The 21,429-nt window shown below is 70.7% G+C and carries 17 protein-coding genes and 1 pseudogene; 7 read left to right on the top strand and 11 right to left on the bottom strand.

What is annotated here, in order from left to right; genetic code table 11:
• Nucleotides 1–457: 457 nt before the first annotated feature.
• Entirely contained in the window at nucleotides 458–1,738 is a 1,281-nt protein-coding gene (locus AB0I77_RS50175) for an MFS transporter (RefSeq protein WP_363289698.1), read from the bottom strand.
• 1,339 nt (nucleotides 1,739–3,077) lie between these two features.
• On the opposite strand from AB0I77_RS50175, the gene AB0I77_RS50170 reads away from it, so the two are divergent.
• On the top strand, nucleotides 3,078–3,452 hold the full coding sequence (locus AB0I77_RS50170) for a hypothetical protein (protein WP_363289697.1): 375 nt from the start codon (nucleotides 3,078–3,080) through the stop codon (nucleotides 3,450–3,452).
• Here the strand turns inward: AB0I77_RS50170 and AB0I77_RS50165 are convergent.
• The 3 genes from AB0I77_RS50165 to AB0I77_RS50155 all read right to left on the bottom strand — a co-directional run bounded on the left by AB0I77_RS50165 (nucleotide 3,415) and on the right by AB0I77_RS50155 (nucleotide 6,825).
• Nucleotides 3,415–3,765, bottom strand: coding sequence for a metalloregulator ArsR/SmtB family transcription factor (locus tag AB0I77_RS50165; protein WP_363289696.1), 351 nt, complete (start codon nucleotides 3,763–3,765; stop codon nucleotides 3,415–3,417). The genes AB0I77_RS50170 and AB0I77_RS50165 overlap by 38 nt on opposite strands.
• Before the next feature lie 136 nt (nucleotides 3,766–3,901).
• The gene (locus tag AB0I77_RS50160) at nucleotides 3,902–5,632 is read right to left on the bottom strand and encodes a SulP family inorganic anion transporter (RefSeq protein WP_363289695.1); all 1,731 of its coding nucleotides are present in this window, start codon (nucleotides 5,630–5,632) and stop codon (nucleotides 3,902–3,904) included.
• A gap of 296 nt (nucleotides 5,633–5,928) precedes the next feature.
• The gene (locus tag AB0I77_RS50155) at nucleotides 5,929–6,825 is read right to left on the bottom strand and encodes an EamA family transporter (protein ID WP_363289694.1); all 897 of its coding nucleotides are present in this window, start codon (nucleotides 6,823–6,825) and stop codon (nucleotides 5,929–5,931) included.
• Nucleotides 6,826–6,953: 128 nt separating this feature from the next.
• On the opposite strand from AB0I77_RS50155, the gene AB0I77_RS50150 reads away from it, so the two are divergent.
• Nucleotides 6,954–7,511: a CGNR zinc finger domain-containing protein gene (locus tag AB0I77_RS50150; RefSeq protein WP_363289693.1), complete on the top strand. Its 558-nt coding sequence runs from the start codon at nucleotides 6,954–6,956 to the stop codon at nucleotides 7,509–7,511.
• A 666-nt stretch (nucleotides 7,512–8,177) separates the two neighbouring features.
• Here the strand turns inward: AB0I77_RS50150 and AB0I77_RS50145 are convergent.
• Entirely contained in the window at nucleotides 8,178–8,852 is a 675-nt protein-coding gene (locus tag AB0I77_RS50145) for a class I SAM-dependent methyltransferase (protein ID WP_363289692.1), read from the bottom strand.
• A 381-nt stretch (nucleotides 8,853–9,233) separates the two neighbouring features.
• On the opposite strand from AB0I77_RS50145, the gene AB0I77_RS50140 reads away from it, so the two are divergent.
• Nucleotides 9,234–10,043, top strand: coding sequence for a PhzF family phenazine biosynthesis protein (locus AB0I77_RS50140; RefSeq protein ID WP_363289691.1), 810 nt, complete (start codon nucleotides 9,234–9,236; stop codon nucleotides 10,041–10,043).
• Nucleotides 10,044–10,080: 37 nt separating this feature from the next.
• Here AB0I77_RS50140 and AB0I77_RS50135 read toward each other — a convergent pair whose 3' ends face one another.
• A complete protein-coding gene (locus AB0I77_RS50135; RefSeq protein ID WP_363289690.1) occupies nucleotides 10,081–10,881 on the bottom strand; it encodes a type II CAAX endopeptidase family protein in 801 nt (266 codons plus the stop codon).
• A 186-nt stretch (nucleotides 10,882–11,067) separates the two neighbouring features.
• Here AB0I77_RS50135 and AB0I77_RS50130 point away from each other — a divergent pair.
• Nucleotides 11,068–12,066: pseudogene (locus AB0I77_RS50130) on the top strand (hypothetical protein); the annotation flags it as partial.
• 31 nt (nucleotides 12,067–12,097) lie between these two features.
• On the opposite strand, the gene AB0I77_RS50125 reads toward AB0I77_RS50130, so the two are convergent.
• On the bottom strand, nucleotides 12,098–13,615 hold the full coding sequence (locus AB0I77_RS50125) for a glutamate--cysteine ligase (protein ID WP_363289689.1): 1,518 nt from the start codon (nucleotides 13,613–13,615) through the stop codon (nucleotides 12,098–12,100).
• A 560-nt stretch (nucleotides 13,616–14,175) separates the two neighbouring features.
• On the opposite strand from AB0I77_RS50125, the gene AB0I77_RS50120 reads away from it, so the two are divergent.
• The 3 genes from AB0I77_RS50120 to AB0I77_RS50110 all read left to right on the top strand — a co-directional run bounded on the left by AB0I77_RS50120 (nucleotide 14,176) and on the right by AB0I77_RS50110 (nucleotide 16,697).
• Nucleotides 14,176–14,760 (top strand): hypothetical protein, encoded by a 585-nt coding sequence (locus AB0I77_RS50120; RefSeq protein WP_363289688.1) that lies wholly within the window; start codon nucleotides 14,176–14,178, stop codon nucleotides 14,758–14,760.
• A gap of 427 nt (nucleotides 14,761–15,187) precedes the next feature.
• Nucleotides 15,188–15,391, top strand: a complete 204-nt coding sequence (locus AB0I77_RS50115; protein ID WP_363289686.1) for a DUF5999 family protein — start codon at nucleotides 15,188–15,190, stop codon at nucleotides 15,389–15,391.
• Between the two features lie 256 nt (nucleotides 15,392–15,647).
• Nucleotides 15,648–16,697, top strand: coding sequence for a LacI family DNA-binding transcriptional regulator (locus AB0I77_RS50110; RefSeq protein WP_363289684.1), 1,050 nt, complete (start codon nucleotides 15,648–15,650; stop codon nucleotides 16,695–16,697).
• Between the two features lie 333 nt (nucleotides 16,698–17,030).
• Here AB0I77_RS50110 and AB0I77_RS50105 read toward each other — a convergent pair whose 3' ends face one another.
• Genes AB0I77_RS50105 through AB0I77_RS50090 form a run of 4 tightly spaced genes read right to left on the bottom strand, consistent with a single transcriptional unit; the run spans nucleotide 17,031 to nucleotide 21,275 of the window.
• A complete protein-coding gene (locus tag AB0I77_RS50105; RefSeq protein WP_363289683.1) occupies nucleotides 17,031–18,089 on the bottom strand; it encodes an endo-1,4-beta-xylanase in 1,059 nt (352 codons plus the stop codon).
• Between the two features lie 55 nt (nucleotides 18,090–18,144).
• Nucleotides 18,145–18,981, bottom strand: a complete 837-nt coding sequence (locus tag AB0I77_RS50100; protein WP_363289682.1) for a carbohydrate ABC transporter permease — start codon at nucleotides 18,979–18,981, stop codon at nucleotides 18,145–18,147.
• Nucleotides 18,978–19,976 (bottom strand): sugar ABC transporter permease, encoded by a 999-nt coding sequence (locus tag AB0I77_RS50095; protein ID WP_363289681.1) that lies wholly within the window; start codon nucleotides 19,974–19,976, stop codon nucleotides 18,978–18,980. Before AB0I77_RS50095 ends, AB0I77_RS50100 begins: the two co-directional genes overlap by 4 nt.
• Before the next feature lie 6 nt (nucleotides 19,977–19,982).
• Entirely contained in the window at nucleotides 19,983–21,275 is a 1,293-nt protein-coding gene (locus AB0I77_RS50090; protein ID WP_363289680.1) for an extracellular solute-binding protein, read from the bottom strand.
• Between the last annotated feature and the right edge of the window lie 154 nt (nucleotides 21,276–21,429).

Genomic DNA, 21,429 nt, shown 5'->3' with positions numbered 1-21,429 from the left:
GGTGGGGTCGGCCCTCATCCCCCGGCGCGGGGGTTTTTTTTTTTTTTTGGGGGGGGGGGGGGGGGGGGGGCTCCCCCCCCCCCCCCGACCGATTTGAGTGGAGCCGCAGGTCCCGGCAACGGGACGGGGCATGGGGTTGTCGCCGCACGTTGCTCTCCGGATGACCGGTAGGCCCGCTGACGGCATCGGGCTGAACACGTGCGCCGTCGTGACTGTCCGCGCCCGGGAGGCAGCGGGTTGCCCGCAGACTTCGCATGTCCCCGGGGGTGTCGGTGTCGGGTTCCGGGGTTGGGCCGATGGGCGAGTTGGACGCGGTGGGGTCGCCCGCCAGCGTGGCAATCGATCAGCGATCACTGGCACAGGTCAGTTGTCCTGCCTGTGAAGGTGGATTCGATCTCGGGCAACCTTCACTGATCGGTCTTCGTCTCAGCGAAGATCGACGAACTGCTGGTTCGTCTCAGGGAAGGTTGACCGCTTCGGTTGGGTTCGTGGACGAATCCCGCCGTGTGGCCGACGAGTTCGGCGCCGTGGTTTCCGCGAGCACGGACGACTTAGGCATGTTCGGTGATGAGTCCCGCAGACCGCCGAGCGCCAGGACCGTCATCACCACCGCGGCCCCCGCCGCCACACCGAAACCGTGGTGCGCACCGCCCGCGTCCACGACCCGCCCCGCGACCGCCGCGGCGCCTGCTATTCCTGCCGCGCTTGCGGAGTTGCCCCAGGTGAACGCCTGGGTGAGGACGGCGCGCGGGACCGACGACTCTGTGAGCACGGAGGTGAGGATCAGTAGGACCGGCACGGCGAGTCCGGTCAGGGCGAGGGTGGCGCCGACCGCGAGGGGCGCATCGAGGAATGTCAGCGGGAGGCTCGCGAGGGTGAGCCAGGCAGTGGCCGCGGCCTGGTGGCGCCGGGGTGAGCCGCCGTGGCGCCAGGCTCCGTAGGCCCAACCACCCACCAGGTTGGTGCAGTTGGAGGCGAAATAGAGCAGTGCTGCCGCGTCCGGCGTGCCACGTTCGACGGCGTACGCGGCGACGGATACCTGCATCGCGCCGAAGAACACCCCGAGCGTGAGGCCGAGCGCGACCTGCCGCAGGAACGCGGAGCGGAGCAGGGCACGCCCGGCGTGCCGGCGTTCGGCGGGGCCGGGGAGGGGCGGCATGGTGCGGCGCTGGGCGGCGAGGGCGAGCCCGCCGACGACGACGAGCACGGCGGCGAGCAGCACCCCTGCGCCCGGGCGGCCCGCCGCACCGAGGACGCTCACCAGGGCCGGGCCGGCCATGTAGGACACGCCGTTGGCGAGGGCCTCCAGGGCGAAGGCGGTGGGCAGCGCGGCAGCACGTTCGCCGGACAGCAGGGCGGACCAGCGAGCGGCGGACAGGGCACCTAGCTGGGGCAGCGTTGCCCCGACGAGCACTCCGGCGACGAGGTCCGGAACGGCGCCGGCGAGCAGCAGCGCCACGGCCCCGGCATGTGCGCCCAGCGCGCAGGGGAGCACCCGCGCCTGCCCGAAACGGTCGACAAGGCGCCCGATTTGGGGTCCGGCGACGGCGTCCGCGACAGCGAATCCGCCGGTGACGAGACCCGCGGCGGCATACGACCCGGTGCGTGCGTGCACCAGCCAGACGATGCCGATCCCCGTCATGGCGATGCCCAGACGCCCGACGGCGGCGGGAAGGAAGAAGGCCGCTGCACCCGAAGTGCGCAGCAGGGTGCGGTAGTTCGTCGAAGCCGAAGGCACGACGCATCCCTTTCGCCGCCCGGCGGGACGCGCCACACGGGGTCGTCGGCGTCCGGATGTGCCGACCCGTGGCTGCGCCTGAAGCCGTCCAGTGGTGGCGTGGAGTGGGGACGCGCACTTCACGCCGACTCCGTCACCGGGCAGATGTCATGCGGTAGTTGATGACCTCCTCGAGCGTAGGGGAACGGCGCGCGGAAACGAACACCCCCAGAAGCAACGCGACCGGCTCTCCCTCCCCCCGCGCTCTGACCAGCACAACTACGAAACATCCAGTTCCAGGTCAGGGGGGGGGCGTCCTTATGGCGAAGTCGACGTTCGATGTAGGACGCTCGGCGGCAGGCGGAGGAACAGAGCCGGTGGCTGCCTCGCTATTGCTCCGCCCGATGCCGCGCCGGCCGGTTCCTCAAACGGCGGCGTGGAGTCTCGGCGTCCTCCAGGACCGCGGCCTGCGCGGTCACTTCGAGCACTCCCCGGACCTGCCCGTCGAACCGGACTCTCTCGCCGGCAGCCAGAGTCGGCGGACGCCTCAGCCTGCCCACCGGTGCCGCTCTTTCGCCCAGACCGGGCTCCCGGTCTCCGAGAGCCCTCCCGACAGATCATCTCCAGCTTTCCCGACCACAGCAGGTGGAACAGCACGGGCAGAACCTGGATCCGGTCGCCCACCAGCTCGGCTCCCTCCCCTCCCACAGGGACCTTCGGCTCGCTGAGCACCTCCAGGAGACGCTCGGCCACGGCCACCGGCCGACCCGAGCGTGCCCGGCGACACCGCGCCAGCCACCGGACGTTGGCCATGAGCACCGGATCCGGACGGCCGACCCACTCAAACTGCCGGCCCGCCACCCCTGGTGAGCGTGGCGACACTGTCGCCTGCCGTCGTGCCAAATGCAGCCAGAAGGGCGGCGACGATATCGCCCTCACCTGCGGATCTCTGTCGAGCAGGAGCAACGGTCCCGCTCCAGCCACGACTCGTAGCCCACGTGATCCCGCGCGGTCACCGAGTACGCAGCGGCCGGACAGGTTCGACCGCCTCGAACGGAACACGCTGTGAAAGTTCAGCTCAAACGCTGCTAACGCCTCATCGCCGCACGCTCGCGACAGCGCGGCCACCGCACCCCAGCCCAGAAGGCCGCGATTGTCGCCCGTCGGATCCCGGCCGAAGCGAGCGGCGAGCACGGCCTGGCGGGTGACCTCGCGGGGTGGGCCAAGGCGGGTGCGGTGGCCCCGGGCAAGCTGATGAGCAGCCGGGCCGCCACCGTGCACGCGGACGCCACGCTCGCCGAGGCTGCCCACATCACGGCACGCCACCGCATCGCAGCTGACGGTCGTCGATGCTGTGGGCATGCTCCGAGGCGTCGACAGCCGCGGCGACCTGGTCAAGGTGTTCCTCGACCTGGGCAAGGCGTTCCTACCGCCGGATCAGGAGATCGCCACCGAGATCCGGCGCACCGTCCTCGCCTCGGTGCAGGCCGCACGCGAAATGACCGTCACCGTGGCCTCACCTGCCAGTACTGGCCAAGGCCGTGCAGGCGAGCGCGGGCGTGGGGGACGTCCGTCTGGACCTCATGCGTCGCTGGCACGCCTCGACGTCAACGGCGACGGCCGGCGGCCGACGGCCCCGCGACGGCCGTACAAGGCGCACCTCCTGAGCGAACAAGGCTACGAGCGCGGCCGTGCGGTCAAGACGACGGCCCGGGTCCCCTCTGCGCTGCCTTGAGGTCGGCGAGGAGTTCGGCCTGTCCCGCCAGCACACCGGACAGGATCGTCCGGGCGATCTTCAGCAGTTCGGCCACGTGCGGGCTGGTCAGCGAGTAGTACACCGTCGAGCCCTCCTTGCGGGAGACGACCAGGTTCGCCCGGCGCAACACGGCCAGCTGCTGGGACAGATGCGCGGGCTCGATGCCGACCTCGGGCAGCATCTCGGCCACCGCGTGCTCACGTTCGCTGAGCAGCTCCAGGACGCGGATGCGCGCCGGGTGGCCCAGCGTTTTGAAGAACTCCGCCTTGAGTTGGTACAGCGGCGTGCTCACCGTGTCCCCTCCCTTCCGCGCCCGCAGGAGGGTTCGACCCGACGGTCCTCGGCGCATCGCGTCCAGTCACTCGTCACCCGCATGGGGACCATCCTCGTCCCGAGACACCGCCAGGACCGAATCCGCGTCCCCGGGGTCACGAGGCGGACTCCTCGGGGGCCGTCGTTCCCGTCCTGGCGGCGGTGGGTGGAGCGGGCAGCACTCCGGCCGTCTCCAGGTGATCGCGGGCCGCCCGGATCGCCTCGGGCGTGGTGGCGTACTCCCGCCCCTCGATACGCAGCAGGTCCAGCGCGCCCACGGAATCGAAGGCCTGGCGCTGGCCGGGGCGTACCCCGGAGGTCATCACGACGATGCCGCGCCGGTGGAGTTTGTCGACCGCGTCCTTGAGCACCAGCGCGCCGGTGGCGTCGACGGTGGTCACGCGGGACATGCGCAGGATGACGACGCGTACGTCGGCCACCTCGCTGAGCTCCAGCAGGAAGCGGTGGGCGGCGGCGAAGAACAGCGGGCCGTCGAGTCGGTAGGCCACGATGTGCTCGGCGAGCAGGGCGTGCTCCTCGGCGCTGTGGTCGCCCTGGTCGAGCGGCACCTGGTCGAGCCGGGCCTGCTGCGCGACCGCGCGCAGGGCCAGGGCGACGGCCACGGCCAGGCCGATGATCACGGCGTAGACCAGATCGAGGGCAAGGGTGCCGGCCGCCGTGAGGACGAGGATCACCGCGTCCGAGCGGGTGGCCCTGGCCATGGCGCGCAGCGAGCCCACCTCGACCATGCGGATCGCGGTGGCCAGCAGCACGCCCGCGAGCGCCGCGAGAGGGATCCGCGAGACCAGCGGGGCCGCCGCGAACACGATGGCCCCGAGGATCGCGGCGTGGGTGAGGGCCGCCAGCCGCGAGCCGGCGCCGGTGCGGACGTTGACCGCGGTCCGGGCGATCGCGCCGGTCGCGGGGACTCCGCCGAACAGCGGTGCCACGATGTTGGCCAGCCCCTGGCCGAACAGTTCCCGGTCCGGATCGTGTCGCTGTCCCACCGTCATGCCGTCGGCGACCGAGGCTGACAGCAGCGACTCCAACGCGGCCAGTGCCGCCACCGCGACCGCCGGGGCCAGCAGATTCCCCAGCGCGCCGAGGTCGAGGAAGGCAAGTGAGGGCGCGGGCAGCCCGGAGGGCAGGTCGCCGATCGGGCGCGCCCCGTCCAGACCGGCGGCCTGGGCGACGACGGTGGCCGCGATCACCGCGAGGATGGAGAAAGGCACGGTGGGCCGCCACCGCGCCCCGACGAGCATGACGGCCGCCACCGCGGCAGAGAAGCCGACCGCGGTCCAGTTCGGAGTCCGCGCGAACTCCGCCACCGCCCGCCAGGCCACCGCCAGCACCCGGTCGCCCTCCGGCTTGGGCACACCGAGGGCGTTGGGAACCTGTTGCAGGCCGATCACACAGGCGATGCCGAGCGTGAAGCCCTCGACGACGGGAGCGGGTACGTACCGCATGTACCGTCCGGCTTTCAGCAGCGCCAGCGCGACCAGCATCACGCCGGCCATCAGTCCGACGGTCAGCACTCCGCCCGGCCCGTGCTCGGCGACGATCGGCACCAGCACGACCGTCATCGCGCCCGTCGGCCCGGACACCTGGAGATTCGATCCGCCGAACACCGCGGCCAGCGCGCCCGCGACCACGGCGGTCGCCAACCCCGCCTCGGCCCCCAGACCGGAGGAGACGCCGAAGCCGAGCGCGAGCGGCAGCGCCACGATCGCGACGGTCAGGCCCGCGAGGAGGTCCCGGCGGGGGTCGCGGCGCAGGTCCGCCAGATCGGAGCGGCCGGGCAGCAGGACACGCACCGGGACCCACAGCTTGTTCGCAAGGAGGCTCACGACGCGGCGACCTCCGCGTCCCGCAACTCATGCGGGACGAACTTGGCCTCGGCCTGGTACAGCGGAACCGACACGGCACCCCTCGTTTTCCCGCCGCGGACGCGCGCCCGTGGCTTGCGGAGGCTGTGACCGGCAGGCTGACAGTGGCGGCACAGCCACACCAGCATGTAGTGACTTGCGAAATTTTGCAATTAAGAATGTCATACATATGTAATTTGCACACAGGCAGAACAGGGCAGCGGTCGTCCGACGAAGTAACTGTCTAAGGCATTTCAGCCATTACATCAGTCGGCGACTCACGCGGGACGTGCGCCGGGACGATCCACAGGTCCGGCACGCCGAGCGGCGCGGCGCACCGACCAGGCGCCAGCCAGGACTACCAGCGCCATGGCACCCAGTTGACGTGCCGTGAGCTGCTCGTTCAGCAAAACGAAACCGACTCCGGCTGCCACGGCGGGGCCCAGTGCCAGCAGCACTCCGAAGGCGCCCACATCGATGCGCCGCAGGACCGTCATGTCCAGCAAGTACGGGATCAGGGAGGACAGAAGGGCCACCAGGAGCCCGGTACCGAGGACGGCAGGGTGGTCCGCCACCCCGCCACCGTCGGTGACGGCGGTGACCGGAGTCAGCACGCAGGCTCCGCAGGCCAGCGCCAGGGTCAGGCCCGTCCAGTCGGGGAACAGGCGCCCGACCCGCTGACTCAGGACCACGTACCCGGCCCGGCACAGCGCGGCGGCGCCCCCCAGCAGCAGCCCGGCGGCGGAGAGCGAGGCCCCCGGGGTGGCCAGCAGGAGTACACCCGCAAGCGCGAGCAGCCCCACCGCGAGGTGCTCGAGCCGACGGGACAGAACGATCGACAAAGTGAGCGGCCCGAGCAGCTCCAAGGTCGTGGCCACCCCGATCGGCAGGCGGCTGATGGCCTGGAAGTACGCCAGGTTCATGGCGGCGAGGACCAGACCGAGTGAGATCACTGCCCGCCACTGCACAGCCGTGATGTCCCGGAGTCGCGGCCGGACCAGCATCCACAGGATCGCGGCCGAGAAGAACAGCCGCATACCGGCCAGCGCCGTGGGACCAACGGTCGTATACGCCTCCTTCGCCACGGCCGACCCCGCTTGAAGGCTGACGATCTGCGCCAACATCAACGCGGGTGCCGTCGCGGCGCCCTGCCACGGCGGGCGGGGGATCTTCACCGTCGTGCTCCTCCGGGTCCTGTCCGTGGTCAGCGCAGCCTGGCTCTGCCATGACGACCGTGCCGGCCGCCGGGAACTGCCGCCGCGCGCCACTACGGCTCGGACCCACACCATGATGTAATTGCCTTATGCATTTCAACCATTACGGCGGTGAGGCCGCCCGGCTGGCTGCGGACCTGGTCAATCTGACCGCGCCACCACGACCCGAGCAGTGGGAACCACTGCTCGCCACGCACGGCGTGGTGCACCGCACGCTCACCGCCGCGCAGGCCGAGACGATCTGGACATGGAGCCGCCGCCTGGCCGCGTGCTTCGGTCGGCAGGACCTCGAAGAACGGTGTCAGGCAATCAACACACTTCTCGCCGACGCCTCCAGCAGTCCTCGGATTTCCCTGCATGACGGCCGGCCCCACCTGCACTACAGCGCCGTCGGCGCCGACGCAGCCACGCATATCCGCGCCGTCACCGCGGCCGGACTCGCCTACGTCGTGTGCTCCGCCGGCGCCGAACGGCTGGGGCGCTGCGCGCGCCGCGACTGCGGTCTGGCATTCGTCGACACCTCCCGCAATGGCCGACGCGCCTACTGCTCCGTGCGCTGCGCCAACAACGACGCCGTGGCGCGTCACCGCGAGCGGCGCCACGATGACGCCCGGTCGTCAACCGCGCGGAAGACCCAGCGAACGTGACTGCCCGGGACGCCGCCTGCGCTACCAGTGCGGCTACGGCGCCGTCCGCGACTGCCTGCGATCTCTTCGGAATCGCCTTCCACGACCGACCGACCGACCGGACCGAGCTGAGCGCCGGCCGGTCCGCTGTCCGTTGGATCTTGCTTCGGCGGGGCGGTCGAACCGTCGCCCGACGGCTGCCTCGCCGAGGCGGTGCGCGAGTCGGAGCGTCTGATCGCTTCCGTGGCTTTCGCCGCCGTCACTGCTGTGCACGGCCGCACCTACACCTGCCGTTGCCCCGGCCGGTCCTCGACCGTACGGTGTCGGAGCCATGACCGCGCTGCGGATCGGAGGCCGGCTCACCGACCGCGTCGTCGGCCTGCCGCAGTCGGCGGCGTTCCACGCGCCCCACGCGATCCTCGCGGACGCGAACCGCACACACTCAACCCTCCAACGTCCGCATCCAGGCTGCCGTTTGGCGCGGGCGGGTGCCTGAAACGGAACGCCCTGAGAGGAGCTGAGCGGACATCGCGCGTGCGAGACCCGATCTCCCGCCGTCGGGACGCGTACTGGGACCATGCGGTCCACGCCGGGTGCTCAGCGCTGATTTGCCAGCCCCGGCCACGCCCACCACTAACCGTTGCACCGGAGAAGCGTAGGAGATCATCGTCACCGACAATGACGTGGTCATGGCCTTCCGCCCGGGTGCGGGCGCTCCGCGGTGCCGAGGATGTGAGTGGCCGCCGGAGAGGGCAAACGGGTCTCGGGGAAAGGGAACCTCTCCACCGAGGCGAGCGTGAACCCGGCAGCCGAGATGGCCGCTTGGGTGTCGCGGCCGGTGTGGCAACCGCCCATGAAAAGGGGCCAGACCGTGGCGTCCAGGACGCGCTGCGTGCGGCGCATCGCGGGTGAGTCGGCACGTACGTGCTCGAAGAAGCGGAGCTGTCCACCAGGCCGCAGGACGCGGTGCAGTTCGGCGAGCGCGGCTCGCGGATCGGCCACGGAACACAGGGTGAGGCAGACGACGGCCGCGTCGAACGAGCCGTCCGCCACAGGCAGTCGCTCGGCGAGCCCGTCGACCACGTCCACCGGAACCGGGGCCGTACGCGCGCTCTGCTCGGCCAGGGCACGAAGGCGCGGCTCCGGTTCGACGGCCACCACCCGCTTCACCTCGGGCGGATAGTGCGCGAAGTTCAACCCGTTGCCGGCGCCGATCTCGATGACCTCGCCGGCCAGGCCGGACAGCAGGCGCCTGCGGTGTTCCGTGATACCCGCCTTGTCCAGGGCGGGGGCCGCGACCTTCTCGTAGAAGCGGGCGAAGAGCGGATGGCGCAGGGCCGGTCGGCTGGTGCGGGGGCTCATTACTGATCACCGTCCTCTCGGAAACCGCTACCGCCAGCGTCTCACTGAGCAGACGGGCGCGGAGCGGCCGGCGCGCGAGCGCCCGGAGGCGCCAGCCGCCGGGCTGGTGGCCGATCATGCGCGGGACACCCGCGTGCGGTCCGCCGGCATCGCCGCGATGCGCGAGTGGCCGGGCCCGGATGTACGACCACGCGCCGGCCGCCCGCACCGGCCGTGTCGCCACGTTCCGATCACCTCCCAGCCGCCGGCCGCGCTTCCCGCCAACCGCTCCCCCGCCGCCAACGCCCCATCGACGCACCCCATCGACGGCGCCCCGAAACCAATCCAGCACTTCACAATTGGCCTTGGTCCGCCACTCCCCCGCTGCCCTAGCGTCGCGTCATGCGCATCCGAATCGTCGACGCCTTCACCGACCGTCCCTTCGCCGGCAACCCGGCCGGAGTCCTGCTCCTCGATGCCTTCCCGGAGGACGACTGGCTCCAGAACGTCGCCATGGAGGTCAACCACGCGGAGACCGCGTTCGCCCACCGTCTGCCCGAGGGCAGCGAGGCCGACTGGGCGCTGCGCTGGTTCACGCCCGCCGCCGAGGTCGAGATGTGCGGCCACGCGACCCTCGCCACGGCCCACGTCCTGCACACCACCGGCACCCACGGGGGCCCGGTGCGCTTCGCCACCCGCAGCGGTGTCCTGATCGCCACTCCCGGCGAGGACGGCTCGATCACCCTGGACTTCCCGACGGCCCCGCTCACGCCGGTCGATCTCCCCTACGGCGTCGCCGTAGCCCTGGGCGCCGAGCCGCGCGCCGCCTTCGACACCGGTCCGAACATCGGCGACCTGCTGCTCGAACTCGCCGACGAGAAGACGGTCCGCGGCCTCGCGCCCGATCACAAGGCACTCGTCGCCCACTCCGAACGCGGCATCATCGCCACCGCGCGGGCCGAAGAACCCTCCCGCGGCTACGACTTCGTCTCCCGCTGCTTCCTCCCCCGCATCGGCGTCGACGAGGACCCTGTCACCGGCAGCGCCCACACGGCCCTCGCCCCCTACTGGTCCGAGCGCCTGGGCCGCCCCGACCTCACCGGCCTCCAGGCCTCCCGCCGCTCCGGCCTCGTCCGCACACAACTGCGCGGCGACCGCACCCTGCTGACCGGCCGCGCGGTCACGGTCATCGACGGCCGGCTGCTGGCCTAGCCAGTCCCAGAAGGTCACACGGCATGCTGCCGGTGGCTCACGCCGTCGGCAGCCAGCCCACCTTGCCCGCCAGCAGGGCGTAACCGACGAACGCCCCGATGTCGAGCAGGGAATGCGCCACCACCAGCGGTCCCACCCGGCCCCAGCGGCGGTACAGGTACACGAACACCACGCCCATCGCCATGTTGCCGATGAAGCCACCGATGCCCTGGTAGAGGTGGTACGAGCCGCGCAGTACCGAACTGGCCACCAGCGCGGTGCCCGGCGTCCAGCCCAGCTGGCCGAGCCGGCGCAGCAGATAGCCGACGACGATGACCTCTTCGAGGATCGCGTTCTGCATCGCCGACAAGACCAGCACCGGGTACTTCCACCAGACGTCGGGCAACGCCTCGGGCACCACGGTGAGGTTGAAGCCGAGGCCCCGTGCGGCCAGGTAGAAGGCGATGCCGGTGCTGCCGATCACCGCCGCGACCGCGGCCCCGCGGCCCAGGTCCGGCCAGGGCCGGGTGCGGTCGAAGCCGAGGGTGCGCAGGCTCTGCCTCTCCCGCAGCAGGAGGTGCGCCACGAGTGCGACGGGCACGAGCGCCGAGGCGATGCCGAACAGCTGCCAGGCAAGATCCAGCCAGGGACGGCCGGGGGCGGCCGAGGCGTTGAGGGTGGCCGCCTGGTCCTTGAGGCCCCCCGGTTTGGTGACCGACCCGACGAAGCTGATCAGGGCGGACACACCACTCGCACCGAGCGAGACTCCCAGAACGAGAAGCGTCTCGTCCCGGAAGATCCGTCGCGAGGGCCGCTCCCGCGGAAAAGAATCGGCCACCTGGCCCGCCTCCGCCTGCACGCCTGCCTCCAGTTGAGTAATCCCGCCTCGTCCCCACCATCGCGCCGCCAGGGTCTCGAATGGAGTTACGAAGATCCTGCGCGACCGGCCGTCGGGGGACGGACGCCGTACGGGGGCGGACCTCCCTTTTGCATGCCATACGGCCGGATTACGGCACGGCGTTCAACAGAGAGGAATACCACCGTCATGGGACGTCACAGCTTGCCCGATCAGTATGGGGCGGGCGGCAGCGGCCCCCGTCCACGCCCACGGCGCCGTACGGTGGGCCTCGCCACGGTCCTGAAGCTCGCCGCCTCCCCGGACCTGGCGCCCGTCCTCGGGACGGCGGCGAAGCGGGCGCTCGGACGTCTGGGTCCAGCGGCTCAAGGCGGACAGCGGTGCGGCGCGGGCGGCCTCCCGCGGCAGCGTCGCCTCCACCCCGGTCGGGATGGCGATGGTGCCCGCGAAGTCGCTGGGGTGGCCGCAGCAGACGTACACCTGGTTGGAACTGGCCGGCGCCGCCCTGCGGGAGGACTCGCTGGGGCTCGGTGCGGCCGACCCCGCGCGCAGCGCGACCGGGCTGCTCCCGCTCACCCGGCTGGGCACACACAGGCCGCGGCCATGATGAAGACGCTGTCGCAGCGCACCGCCGACAGCGACGGCCAGGTCCTGGACACGCTGCCGCGCGACTCCTCGGACCCCGAGCAGGGCGACCCGAAGCGCAACCAGTCCCTGATCTTGACCGAACAGGCCGCCCGCGCGCACAACTCCTCGGCCGACGCCGACCGGGGTGGCTCGGTGACCGCGCGGGCGAGTCCGCACAGCGGGAGAGGCTGTCGGCGGCGTTCAGCGACCTGGCGCCGGTCCCGAACGGCGCCACGGGGCTGTACGACACCACGCTCGCCGCGTACAAGGCGGCCACGTCCTCCCATGCCGAGGGGAAGTTCAACGCGCTGGTCGTGCTGACCGACGGCGTGAACCAGGATCCGGGCAGCATCTCGCGCGGCCGCCTGATCGCCGAACTGGCGAAGCTCACCGACCCGGAGCGTCCACTGCCGCTCATCGTGATCGCCGTGGGCCCCGACGCCGACCGCGAGGAGGCCGAGCAGATCGCGAGGCGACCGGCGGCTCGGGCAGGAGGTCAGCGATCCCGCCGAGATCCACTCGGTGACCCTTGAGGCGATCGTGGCGGCGGGGGCTCGGGGCAGCCAGGGTCAGGGCCTGTCCAGCCGCTCGCTCACCCCAGCGCCACCGGCTCCGGCAGCCCCACGGGCCAGGTGTGCACCGGCTCGCCCTCGTGCATCAGTTCGCGGTACCGCCGGGTCGTGGCGGCCAGCGCCGCGTCCCGTGACAGGCCGGTCTCCAGGGCGCGGTGGAAGGTCGCGGACTGCCAGGACGCGCCGTTGGCCCGGCGCCGGCACCGCTCCTCGATGACACCGAGGTACAGGTCCCGGTCGGCGGGTTCGACCCCCCAGGCGTCGAGGCCGGCCTCGGCGAGCGGCAGCAGTTCGTCGCGTACGAGACTGACGGCACCCACCTCCGCCGTACCGCCGTACCGGCCGCGCCGGGGCCAGATGAGGCGGGCGTCGATGCCGTACCGGCACGCGGCGTCGAAGTTGGCGGCGGCCGCCTCGAACGGCAGCCGGGTCCACACCGGCCGCGACTCCTCGGCGAGGGCGCGGACCAGGCCGTAGTAGAAGGCCGCGTTGGCGATGACGTCGGTGATGGTGGGGCCGGCGGGCAGCACCCGGTTCTCGACGCGCAGGTGGGGGACGCCGTCGGCGATGCCGTAGACCGGGCGGTTCCAGCGGTAGACGGTGCCGTTGTGCAGGACGAGCTCGGCGAGCTTCGGGACGCCGCCCGCGTCGAGGACGTCCAGCGGGTCCTCGTCGTCGCAGATCGGCAGCAGGGCCGGGTAGTAGCGCAGGTTCTCCTCGAAGAGGTCGTACGCCGAGGAGATCCACCGCTCGCCGAACCAGGTGCGCGGGCGCACCCCCTGGGCCTGGAGTTCGGGCGGGCGGGTGTCGGTGGACTGCTGGAACAGCGGCGGGCGGGACTCGCGCCACAGCTCGCGGCCGAACAGGAAGGGCGAGTTGGCGCCGACGGCGATCTGGGCGGCGGCGACGGACTGGGCGGCGTTCCACACATCGGCGAAGCGCCCCGGGGTGACCTGGAGGTGCAGTTGCACCGAGGTGCAGGCGGCCTCGGGCGCGATGGACTTCGAGGTGCAGGAGAGGCGCTCCACACCGTCGATGTCGAGGGCGAAGTCCTCACCCCGGGCGGCCACGATCTGATCGTTGAGCAGGGCGTAGCGGTCGACGTCGGAGAGGTTGGAGGAGACCAGGTCGTCCCGGTCGAGCGTCGGCAGAATGCCGATCATCACGATTCCCGCGTCGAGCTCACCCGCTTTCCGGTCGGCATACGCCAGCGAGGTGCGGAGTTCCTCGGAGAGCCGGTCGAATACCCGCCCGCCCAACCGGTGTGGGGCTATGTTGACTTCCAGGTTGAACATGGCGAGTTCTGTTTGGAAATCTCGGCTTGCGATGCGTTCGAGCACCTGCGCATTGAGCATTTTCGGCATGCCGTCAGCGCCCGTGAGATTCAATTCGATCTCCAGCCCCATGAGGTTCTTCGGGCGATCGAACCGCTTCTCGGCCAGGAGGCGCTCCAGCCCCGTCAGGCACCGGCGGAGCTTGTCCCGGTAGCGCTGGCGATCGGACAGGTCGAACCGGCCTGCCACGACCTTCTCCCCCATCGAAGCGTCCCTCCTCGAATGGGCGGACCGAAGAGAAGATCCGGCCGCCGGTGTCCCCGGTCAGGTGGGATGATGCCCAGCCGGGACGATCGATAACGTCACGCGCGGGCCCGGCAGCCGCTACGCTGTCGCGGGTGACCGCTGGCACATTCGTCGGGCATGCAGCACGGTGCAGTTTCGAGTTCCCCGAAGAACTCGTGAAAAACGCCGACGAGAATTGGCCGTCCGCTTCCTGGGCGTTCCCCGAGGTCACCGCCGTGCGGCCCAGCCGAAATCGTGAGAATTCCCGCGAATCGCTGACCGAATGGCCCCTTGCTCGACCCAGCGAAAGCGGCTAGACGAAACACTGTCTGAACATGTGTCGTATAAACTTCGCGAACAAGGCAGAAGGCTGGCGCCCGCGTCCCTCGATCCTGCCGTCAGGTGACGTACGGCAAGCCTCACCGGCATCCCTGGTTACGGACCACGGCCCCCGCCTCTCTGACCGCGTGAGCAGACAGCGCCGTCCGCCCCGCCCCGCCCTCGCGCCACCGTGCCTGTCGAATGAGAGGCGACTCACCATGCCGATGCATGTCCCCCCGGCTCCCGCGCCCGCCCTGCGCTCCGTTCTCACCGCCCTCGGTTCTCCCACCGCAGTCCGCGAGGCCCGAACTCCCTCCCTGCTGCACGCCCAGGGACCCGCCACGCCCGAGCTGCCGTTGCCCGTGCACGTCCTGGAGGGGATCGACCCCGCGGGCGTCCCCGCCACCCGGCTGGCCGCCTGGCGCTTCCTGATCCGCTGCGGCGACCGCGCGGTGGCCGCCGCCGACACCATGCTGACCCCCGACGGATGGGCGTTCTCGCACTTCTTCGAGGGGCCGTACATCGCGTCCACCGAGCGCGCGCTGCGCCAGGCCGAGACCATGACGCAGGCGTACCAGCCGCGCCTCCTGTCGATCCCCGGCCTCTACATGCTCACGCTCTGGCTGCACGGCGACTGCGCCGCGGACGGCGCCGCCGGCCGACCCGCCGCCACGGATCTGCTCGTCCCGCTGGCGCCGGCGCCGCCCGGCATCGCCGCGCACAGTCCGCACCGGGTCGCCGAGCTGCTGCCGGTGCTGACCCATCGGGTGACTCCCCCGCCGCTGCTGAGCTCGCCCGCCTGAAGTTCCCTCGCCGCGACGCCTTCGTACCCCGTTCCCGAATTCCGGGTAGCGGGGTACGACGCTGTTTCCGGCACCCGTAGGCTGAGCCGAGCATTTCCTTCGGGAACAAGGTGACCAATTCGCTCGTACGAGCAGTTTATGGCTCGTACGAGCCCGGCGAGGTCGGCGCCCCGTCCGGGCTAGTCCCATCCGGCCACCACGAACCATCCGAAAAGACCGTGCAGTTGGGGTGAACCGTCCGCGCGGGTGAGGCGTCATCAACCTGTGAGAAGTGGTGCTGCTAAATCCCTGCGGATTGACGCCCGTGGGGCAACACTGGGTTCGGACCGACTTATGACAACGGGGGGCGGCCATGAACGACGCTTCAAGCCGCGGGACAGACACAACAGCCATCTCACACGTCACGACAGAGCGAAAGATCCCATCAATGTGCCAGCACAAGCCACCGTGTCCGACAGCCGACTCCGCCGACCGGGAATCCGCCCGTCTCGTGGCGCATCACCCGGAACAGGGGTGGAGCCTGCTGTGCAACGGCGTTCTCCTCTTCGAGGACACCGGTGAGCTCCTGCCGGACGGCCGGGTCATCGCCCCGCACCGCCCAGTCGCGGGCCAGGTGATGACCGCCGCCTGAGGCCTGTCCGGCGGATCCCGCCGGGGAAGCCCAGCGGCGCCGGGCGGTCCACCGTGCCGTCCGGAGACCTTGAGGGGCCGGCTCGCAGCATCCGACTGCGCTCCGGCCCCGACGCATGTCCGGGGGCGGTCACTACCCGTAATCCCTCATGTTCACTGCCGTTCCCGGGCGCGGCCTCTTCCCAGGGCCACCCGTTTTCCGGAAGACTCCTGGAAGTTTCGAGAGTGCCCGGTGAGCTGACGACGGAGGTGGGGAAGTGGCAGCACGCGAGGCCGACGCCGAGACGGCGCCCGAGGCCCGGGGCAAGGTCACGATCACGGAGATCGCCCGGCGGGCCGGGGTCTCGGTGCCGACCGTGTCCCGGGTCGTCAACGGCCGGTCCGACGTCTCGCCGCAGACCCGCGCCCGGGTCGAGGACCTGCTGCAACGGCACGGCTACCGCAAGCGCCCCGCCGCCCCCGGCACCCGCGCCGCCCTGCTGGACCTCGTCTTCAACGACCTGGACAGTCCCTGGGCGGTGGAGATCATCCGTGGAGTCGAGGAGGTCGCCCACGCGGCCGGCGTGGGCACCGTGGTCTCGGCGATCCACGGGCGCACGGGCGACGCCCGCGAATGGATGCGCAATCTGCGGGCCCGCGCCTCCGACGGCGTCATCCTGGTCACCTCGGCGCTGGAGCCGATGCTCCACGAGGAACTGCGCATCCTCGGCGTCCCGCTGGTGGTCGTCGACCCGGCGGGCTCCCCCGCGCTCGACGTCCCCACCATCGGCGCCGCCAACTGGTCGGGCGGCATGGCGGCCACCGAGCATCTGCTGTCGCTGGGCCACCGCAGGATCGCCCTGATCGCGGGCCCGCCACGGCTGCTCTGCTCCCGGGCCCGCTTCGACGGCTACCGCGCGGCCCTGGAAGGCGCCGGTCTCGCGGTGGACGACTGTCTCGTCGTCCCAGGCGACTTCCGCCCCGAGTCCGGGTTCGCCGGCGGCAACGCCCTCCTGGACCTGCCCGAGCCGCCGACCGCGGTGTTCGCGGCCAGCGACCAGATGGCACTCGGCGCGATCGAGGCCCTGCGGCAGCGCGGGCTGCGCGTGCCGCAGGACATGAGTGTGGTCGGTTTCGACGACCTTCCGGAAGTCCGCTGGTCGGCCCCGCCGCTGACGACGGTGCGTCAGCCGCTCGCGGACATGGGCAAGCTCGCCGTCCGCACGGTGCTGCGGCTGGCCCGCGACGAACAGCCGGACTCCCCTCGGGTGGAACTGGGCACGGACCTGGTGGTACGGGCGAGCACGGCGCCGGTGGCCGTGGTCTAGCGCTCCGCCTCCCCGGGCGCCCCCTCGCCGATGACCGTCACCCAGCGCCCCGCCCTCCCGGCCGCCCCTCACCGATGACCGTCACCCAGCGGTCTGCGTCCCCGGGCGCCCCTCACCGAAGACCGCCACCCAGCGCCCCGCCCTCCCGGCCGCCCCTCACCGATGACCGTCACCCAGCACCCCACCCTCCCGAGCGCCCCACACCGATCACCGCCACCCCACCCTCCCGGCCGCCCCACACCGATCACCGCCACCCAGCGGTCTGCGTCCCCGGGCGCTCCCCTCACCGGCGCCCGGGAACGGGTCCTTGCTTCAGCGCCCTACTTCAGCGCCCTACTTCAGCGCCTCCCTGATCGCGAAGTACGCGGGCTTCGGCGCCAGTTGCTCGTCCCACGGCAGTGCGGCGCCCTCGCCATCGAAGAACGCCGGGATCCACGAGTACTTGTCCGTGTAGTCCCACAGAGTGATGCCCACGCACCTGCGCACCGCGAGACAGGCCTCGGTCAGGTCCCGGTACCACTGCGCCTGCGTGGCCAGCTTCGCCTCGTCCGCGGGCAGGTACATCCGCACGTCCACCTCGGTCAGGGAGGTGTCCAGGCCGAGCCGGGAGAAGCGGCGGAGGTTGTCCTCCAACGTGGTCGGATAGCCGTACTGGAGTGCCAGGTGGGCCTGGAGCCCGATGCCGTCGAGCGGCACGCCCTGCGCCTTCAGCTCCTTGGCCAGCTTGTAGTAGGCGTCGCTCTTCGGGCCGACGGACTCGATGTTGTAGTCGTTCAGGTAGAGCTTGACCTTCGGGTCGGCCTGGCGGGCCCAGCGCAGCGCGTCGGCGATGTAGCCGGGGCCGAGCGTCTTGTAGAAGACCGTCTCGCGGTAGGTGCCGTCCTCGTTGAACGCCTCGTTGACGACGTCCCAGGCGAAGACCTTGCCCCGGTAGTGCCGTACCTCCGTCTGGATGTGCTTCTTCAGTACGGCCCGCAGCTCGGCCGCCGTCCAGTCGCGGCCGGTGAGCCAGTCGGGCAGCTGGCTGTGCCAGACCAGCGTGTGGCCGCGCACCTTCTGGTGATTGGCGCGGGCGAGGTTCACTATCTCGTCGCCCTTGGACCAGTCGAAGACGCCCTGCTGGGGTTCGGTGGCGTACCACTTCATGCCGTTGCCGGGGGTGATCTGGTCGAACTCGCTGCCGAGGAGGGCCTTGTACGGCTCGTCGGTGAGCTCGGGGTTGTCGGTGGCGCTGCCGAAGTAGCGGCCGTGGCGCTGGGCGAGGTCGGCGAGGGTGGGCTGTTCGCCGGCCGCGGCGGCCGGACCTGTGACAACGCCCGCGGCGACCAGGACGGTCGCGAGGGCGCCGGCGAGTCTGAGGCGGGTGCGGGAGCGGGTGGTCGTAGTGCGCATGGTGCGACTCCTCACGTGCGGTTGAGTGGGCGAGCCGTACGTCCGCCGGCGCGCGTCATCCCTTCGTCGCGCCGGCGGTGAGGCCGCCGACGAGCTGGCGCTCGGCGACCGAGTAGAAGGCGAGGGCGGGGACCATGGCCAGGACCAGGTAGGCGAAGACGCGGGCGTACTCCGTGGCGTACTGGCCCTGGAACTGCTGGACGCCTATGGGGATCGTCCACCAGGTGGAGTCGGTGAACACCAGCAGCGGCAGGAAGAAGTTGTTCCAGCTGGTGACGACGGCCAGGACGGAGACGGTGCCCAGCGCGGGCCGCGCCATGGGCAGCAGCACCCGCCAGAAGAAGCCGAGCGGGCCGCAACCGTCGAGGGTGGCCGCCTCTTCCAGTTCGCCGGGGATCTGCCTAAAGAAGCCGCGCAGGATGATGATCGTCATCGGCAGTCCGAAGGCGGCCTGCGGAAGGATCACGCCGAGAGGGTTGTCCAACAGGCCCATGGAGCGCAGCAGCAGGAACAGCGGCAGGGCCGCCACCGCGAAGGGGAACATCAGCCCCATCGTGAACAGGGTGAACAGCACCTCCCGCCCGCGGAAGGCGAACCGGGCGAAGGAGAACGCGGCGAGCGCGGAGGCCGCGACGACGATGACGGTCGTCCCGATCGCGATCAGCGTGCTGCTGCCGAGCAGTTGCCAGAAGGCGCCCGAGCCGATGATGTCGGTGTAGTTGGAGATCACCCACGAGTCGGGCAGCCCGATGGGGTTGCGGGAGAGCTCGTCGGTGGACTTGAAGCCGGAGACCATCGCGTAGATCAGCGGCACGACCATCACCGCGCCGACGACCACCAACACGACGTGTACGGGAAGTGTCTTCCCACGGGGCTTACGAGCGGTCGTCACTTCCCGCCTCCTCGCATGGTCGTGGTGGCCCCTTCGAGGTCGCGGCGGAGCACGAACCGCTGGTAGGCGAGGGCGAAGACGAGGCTGATGCCGAACATGACCACGCTGATCGCGCTGGCGTAGCCGACCTGGTAGCGCTTGAAGCCGTACTGGAACATGGTCACGGCCATGGTCTCGGAGTGGTGGTCGGGGCCGCCCGCGGTGGTCACCCACACCAGGTCGAAGAGCTGGATGGATCCGATGACGGACAGGAAGACACTGATGCGCAGCGTCGGCGCGAGCAGCGGCAGGGTGACGTTGCGGAACCGCTGCCAGGCGCCCGCGCCGTCGATGAGCGCCGCCTCGGTCAACTCGCGGGGGATGGACTGGAGTCCGGCCAGGTAGAGCATCATGTGGAAGCCGAAGTACTTCCAGGTCATGACCAGGAAGAGGGTGGCCATCACGGTGGAGGGGTCGGCGAACCACTCCCCGCCCAGCCCGTCGAGGCCGATCCCGCCCAGCAGCCGGTCGGCGAGTCCGTCGTCCGGCGCGAAGATCATGCTGAACAGCACGCCGGTGATGGCCTCGGACAGGACGTACGGCGCGAAGAACAGCATCCGGTACACCGCCCGGCCGCGCACCTTCTGGTTGAGCAGGACGGCCATGGCGAGCGCGAACGGCAGCTGGATGGCGAGCGACAGCAGGACCAGGACGAGGCAGCGCCACAGGTCGCCCAGGAAGACCGGGTCGTCGAAGAGCCGGGTGAAGTTGTCGACGCCGATGTAGTCGGAGGGCATGCCGAAGCCGCCCCAGCGGAAGAAGGCGGCGTACAGCGCGAACAGGATCGGCAGCAGCACCAGCACGCCGAACAGCACCAGGGCGGGCAGTTGGAAGCCGACCGCGGTGAGCCAGTTGAGCGTGCGCCGCCGGGCCCGCCCCCGGGCCGCGCCGGCGGCCGGGGGCGGGAGGCCGGCGTCGGGGCCGGACTGTTTGTTCTGAAGGGACGTGGAGGTCATCGCGGGCTACTGCTCTTCCTTCGCGACCTTGGTGATCGACTCGGTGACCTGCTCGGGGGACTTGGAGCCCGCGATGAGCGCGCCGACGCTGTCGTTGACCTCCTGGCCGAGGGCCGGCGCGTAGGCCTGGTCGAGATAGAGCTGGAAGCCGGTGGCGCCCTTCAACTGCGCCTGTACGGCCTTGATGTTGGGGTCGGCGATGGCGCTCTCGGCCGCCGGGACCACCGGGAGGACACCGGTCTTCTTGACCAGTTCCAGGTCGGTGGCCTCGGAGGCGAAGAACTTCAGGAAGTCGACGGCCGCCTGCGGAGCGCCCTTGCGCAGGGCGTGCCCGCCGCCTCCGCCGAACACCTCGGTGATAGCGCCCTTGCCGCCCTCGACCGTGGGGAACGGGAAGAACCCGAGGTCGTCCCCGAGGCCCTTGCCGGCGTCCGCCTCCACCACCGGGGCCCACTGGCCCATGAGTTCCATGGCCGCCTTGCCGTTGCCGACGGCGGCGGCCTGGCCGGTGGGGGTCGAGTAGGCGGCGCCGAGGAAGCCCTTCTGGAAGGGCTGGAGGTCGACGAGTTCCTTGAGGTGCTCGCCGGCCGCGACGAAATCGGCGCCCGAGAAGTCCTTGTCGTCGTTGGCCTTCTGCAGGGCCTCGGCGCCCGCGGTGCGCATCGCGAGGTAGGCCCAGTAGTACATGCCGGTCCACGTCTCCTTGCCCGCGAGGGCGAGGGGGGTGATGCCCTTGGCCTTCAACTTGCCGACGGCGTCGAGGAAGCCGCTCCAGGTGGTCGGGGGCGCGCTGACACCGGCCCGCTTGAAGAGCGCCTTGTTGTACCAGAAGCCGATCATGCCGATGTCGAACGGGATGCCGTACGCCCTGTCGTCGAGCAGGTACGGCTCCTTCGCGACCGGCAGCAGGCTGTCGGCCCATGGCTGGGTCTTGTCGGTGAGGTCCTCGACCAGCCCGGCGTCGACCTGCTGCTTGAGGACACCGCCGCCCCAGGTGTGGAAGATGTCCGGCAGCTTCCCGGAGGCGGTCAGCGCCGTCATCTTCGACTTGTAGGCGTCGTTCTCCAGTTGAACGATCTTTATCTTGACCTTGGGGTTCTGGGCCTCGAACTTCCTGGCAAGTGCGGCCCAGACCCCCTTCGTGGGCTCGGTGGTCGAGATGTTCCACCACTCGACCGTGGTCGTCCCCGACGACCCTCCGTCCGAGTCGCCGCCACAGCCGCTCAGTGCCGTCATGCTCAGACCGGCGGCGGCGGAGGCCGCCAGGAAGCCGCGGCGGGACAGTGCCGGGTCGCCCATGAAGTGCTCCTTGGGTACGGGACGGCGCGTTCATGCCCGTCCTCTGGACCGAATGTTTCGGAGTTAATCCAGAAAGGTTCGTTGCTGCCGCACCCTAGAGACAGCTCCCAAACAGTGGCAACCCCTTGTACGCGGGGAATGTTGGACGAGTGCG

It is taken from the genome of Streptomyces sp. NPDC050619 (assembly GCF_040654815.1).
Classification (GTDB): domain Bacteria; phylum Actinomycetota; class Actinomycetes; order Streptomycetales; family Streptomycetaceae; genus Streptomyces.
This window is presented reverse-complemented; position numbering and strand designations above follow the sequence as displayed.

Bases quoted from the DNA above. Each gene is read 5' to 3' on its own strand.
- AB0I77_RS50170 (WP_363289697.1), top strand. From the start codon at position 3,078: ATGCTCCGAGGCGTCGACAGCCGCGGCGACCTGGTCAAGGTGTTCCTC.
- AB0I77_RS50150 (WP_363289693.1), top strand. From the start codon at position 6,954: ATGCATTTCAACCATTACGGCGGTGAGGCCGCCCGGCTGGCTGCGGAC.
- AB0I77_RS50145 (WP_363289692.1), bottom strand. From the start codon at position 8,852: ATGAGCCCCCGCACCAGCCGACCGGCCCTGCGCCATCCGCTCTTCGCC.
- AB0I77_RS50140 (WP_363289691.1), top strand. From the start codon at position 9,234: ATGCGCATCCGAATCGTCGACGCCTTCACCGACCGTCCCTTCGCCGGC.
- AB0I77_RS50125 (WP_363289689.1), bottom strand. From the start codon at position 13,615: ATGGGGGAGAAGGTCGTGGCAGGCCGGTTCGACCTGTCCGATCGCCAG.
- AB0I77_RS50120 (WP_363289688.1), top strand. From the start codon at position 14,176: ATGCCGATGCATGTCCCCCCGGCTCCCGCGCCCGCCCTGCGCTCCGTT.
- AB0I77_RS50115 (WP_363289686.1), top strand. From the start codon at position 15,188: ATGTGCCAGCACAAGCCACCGTGTCCGACAGCCGACTCCGCCGACCGG.
- AB0I77_RS50105 (WP_363289683.1), bottom strand. From the start codon at position 18,089: ATGCGCACTACGACCACCCGCTCCCGCACCCGCCTCAGACTCGCCGGC.
- AB0I77_RS50095 (WP_363289681.1), bottom strand. From the start codon at position 19,976: ATGACCTCCACGTCCCTTCAGAACAAACAGTCCGGCCCCGACGCCGGC.
- AB0I77_RS50090 (WP_363289680.1), bottom strand. From the start codon at position 21,275: ATGGGCGACCCGGCACTGTCCCGCCGCGGCTTCCTGGCGGCCTCCGCC.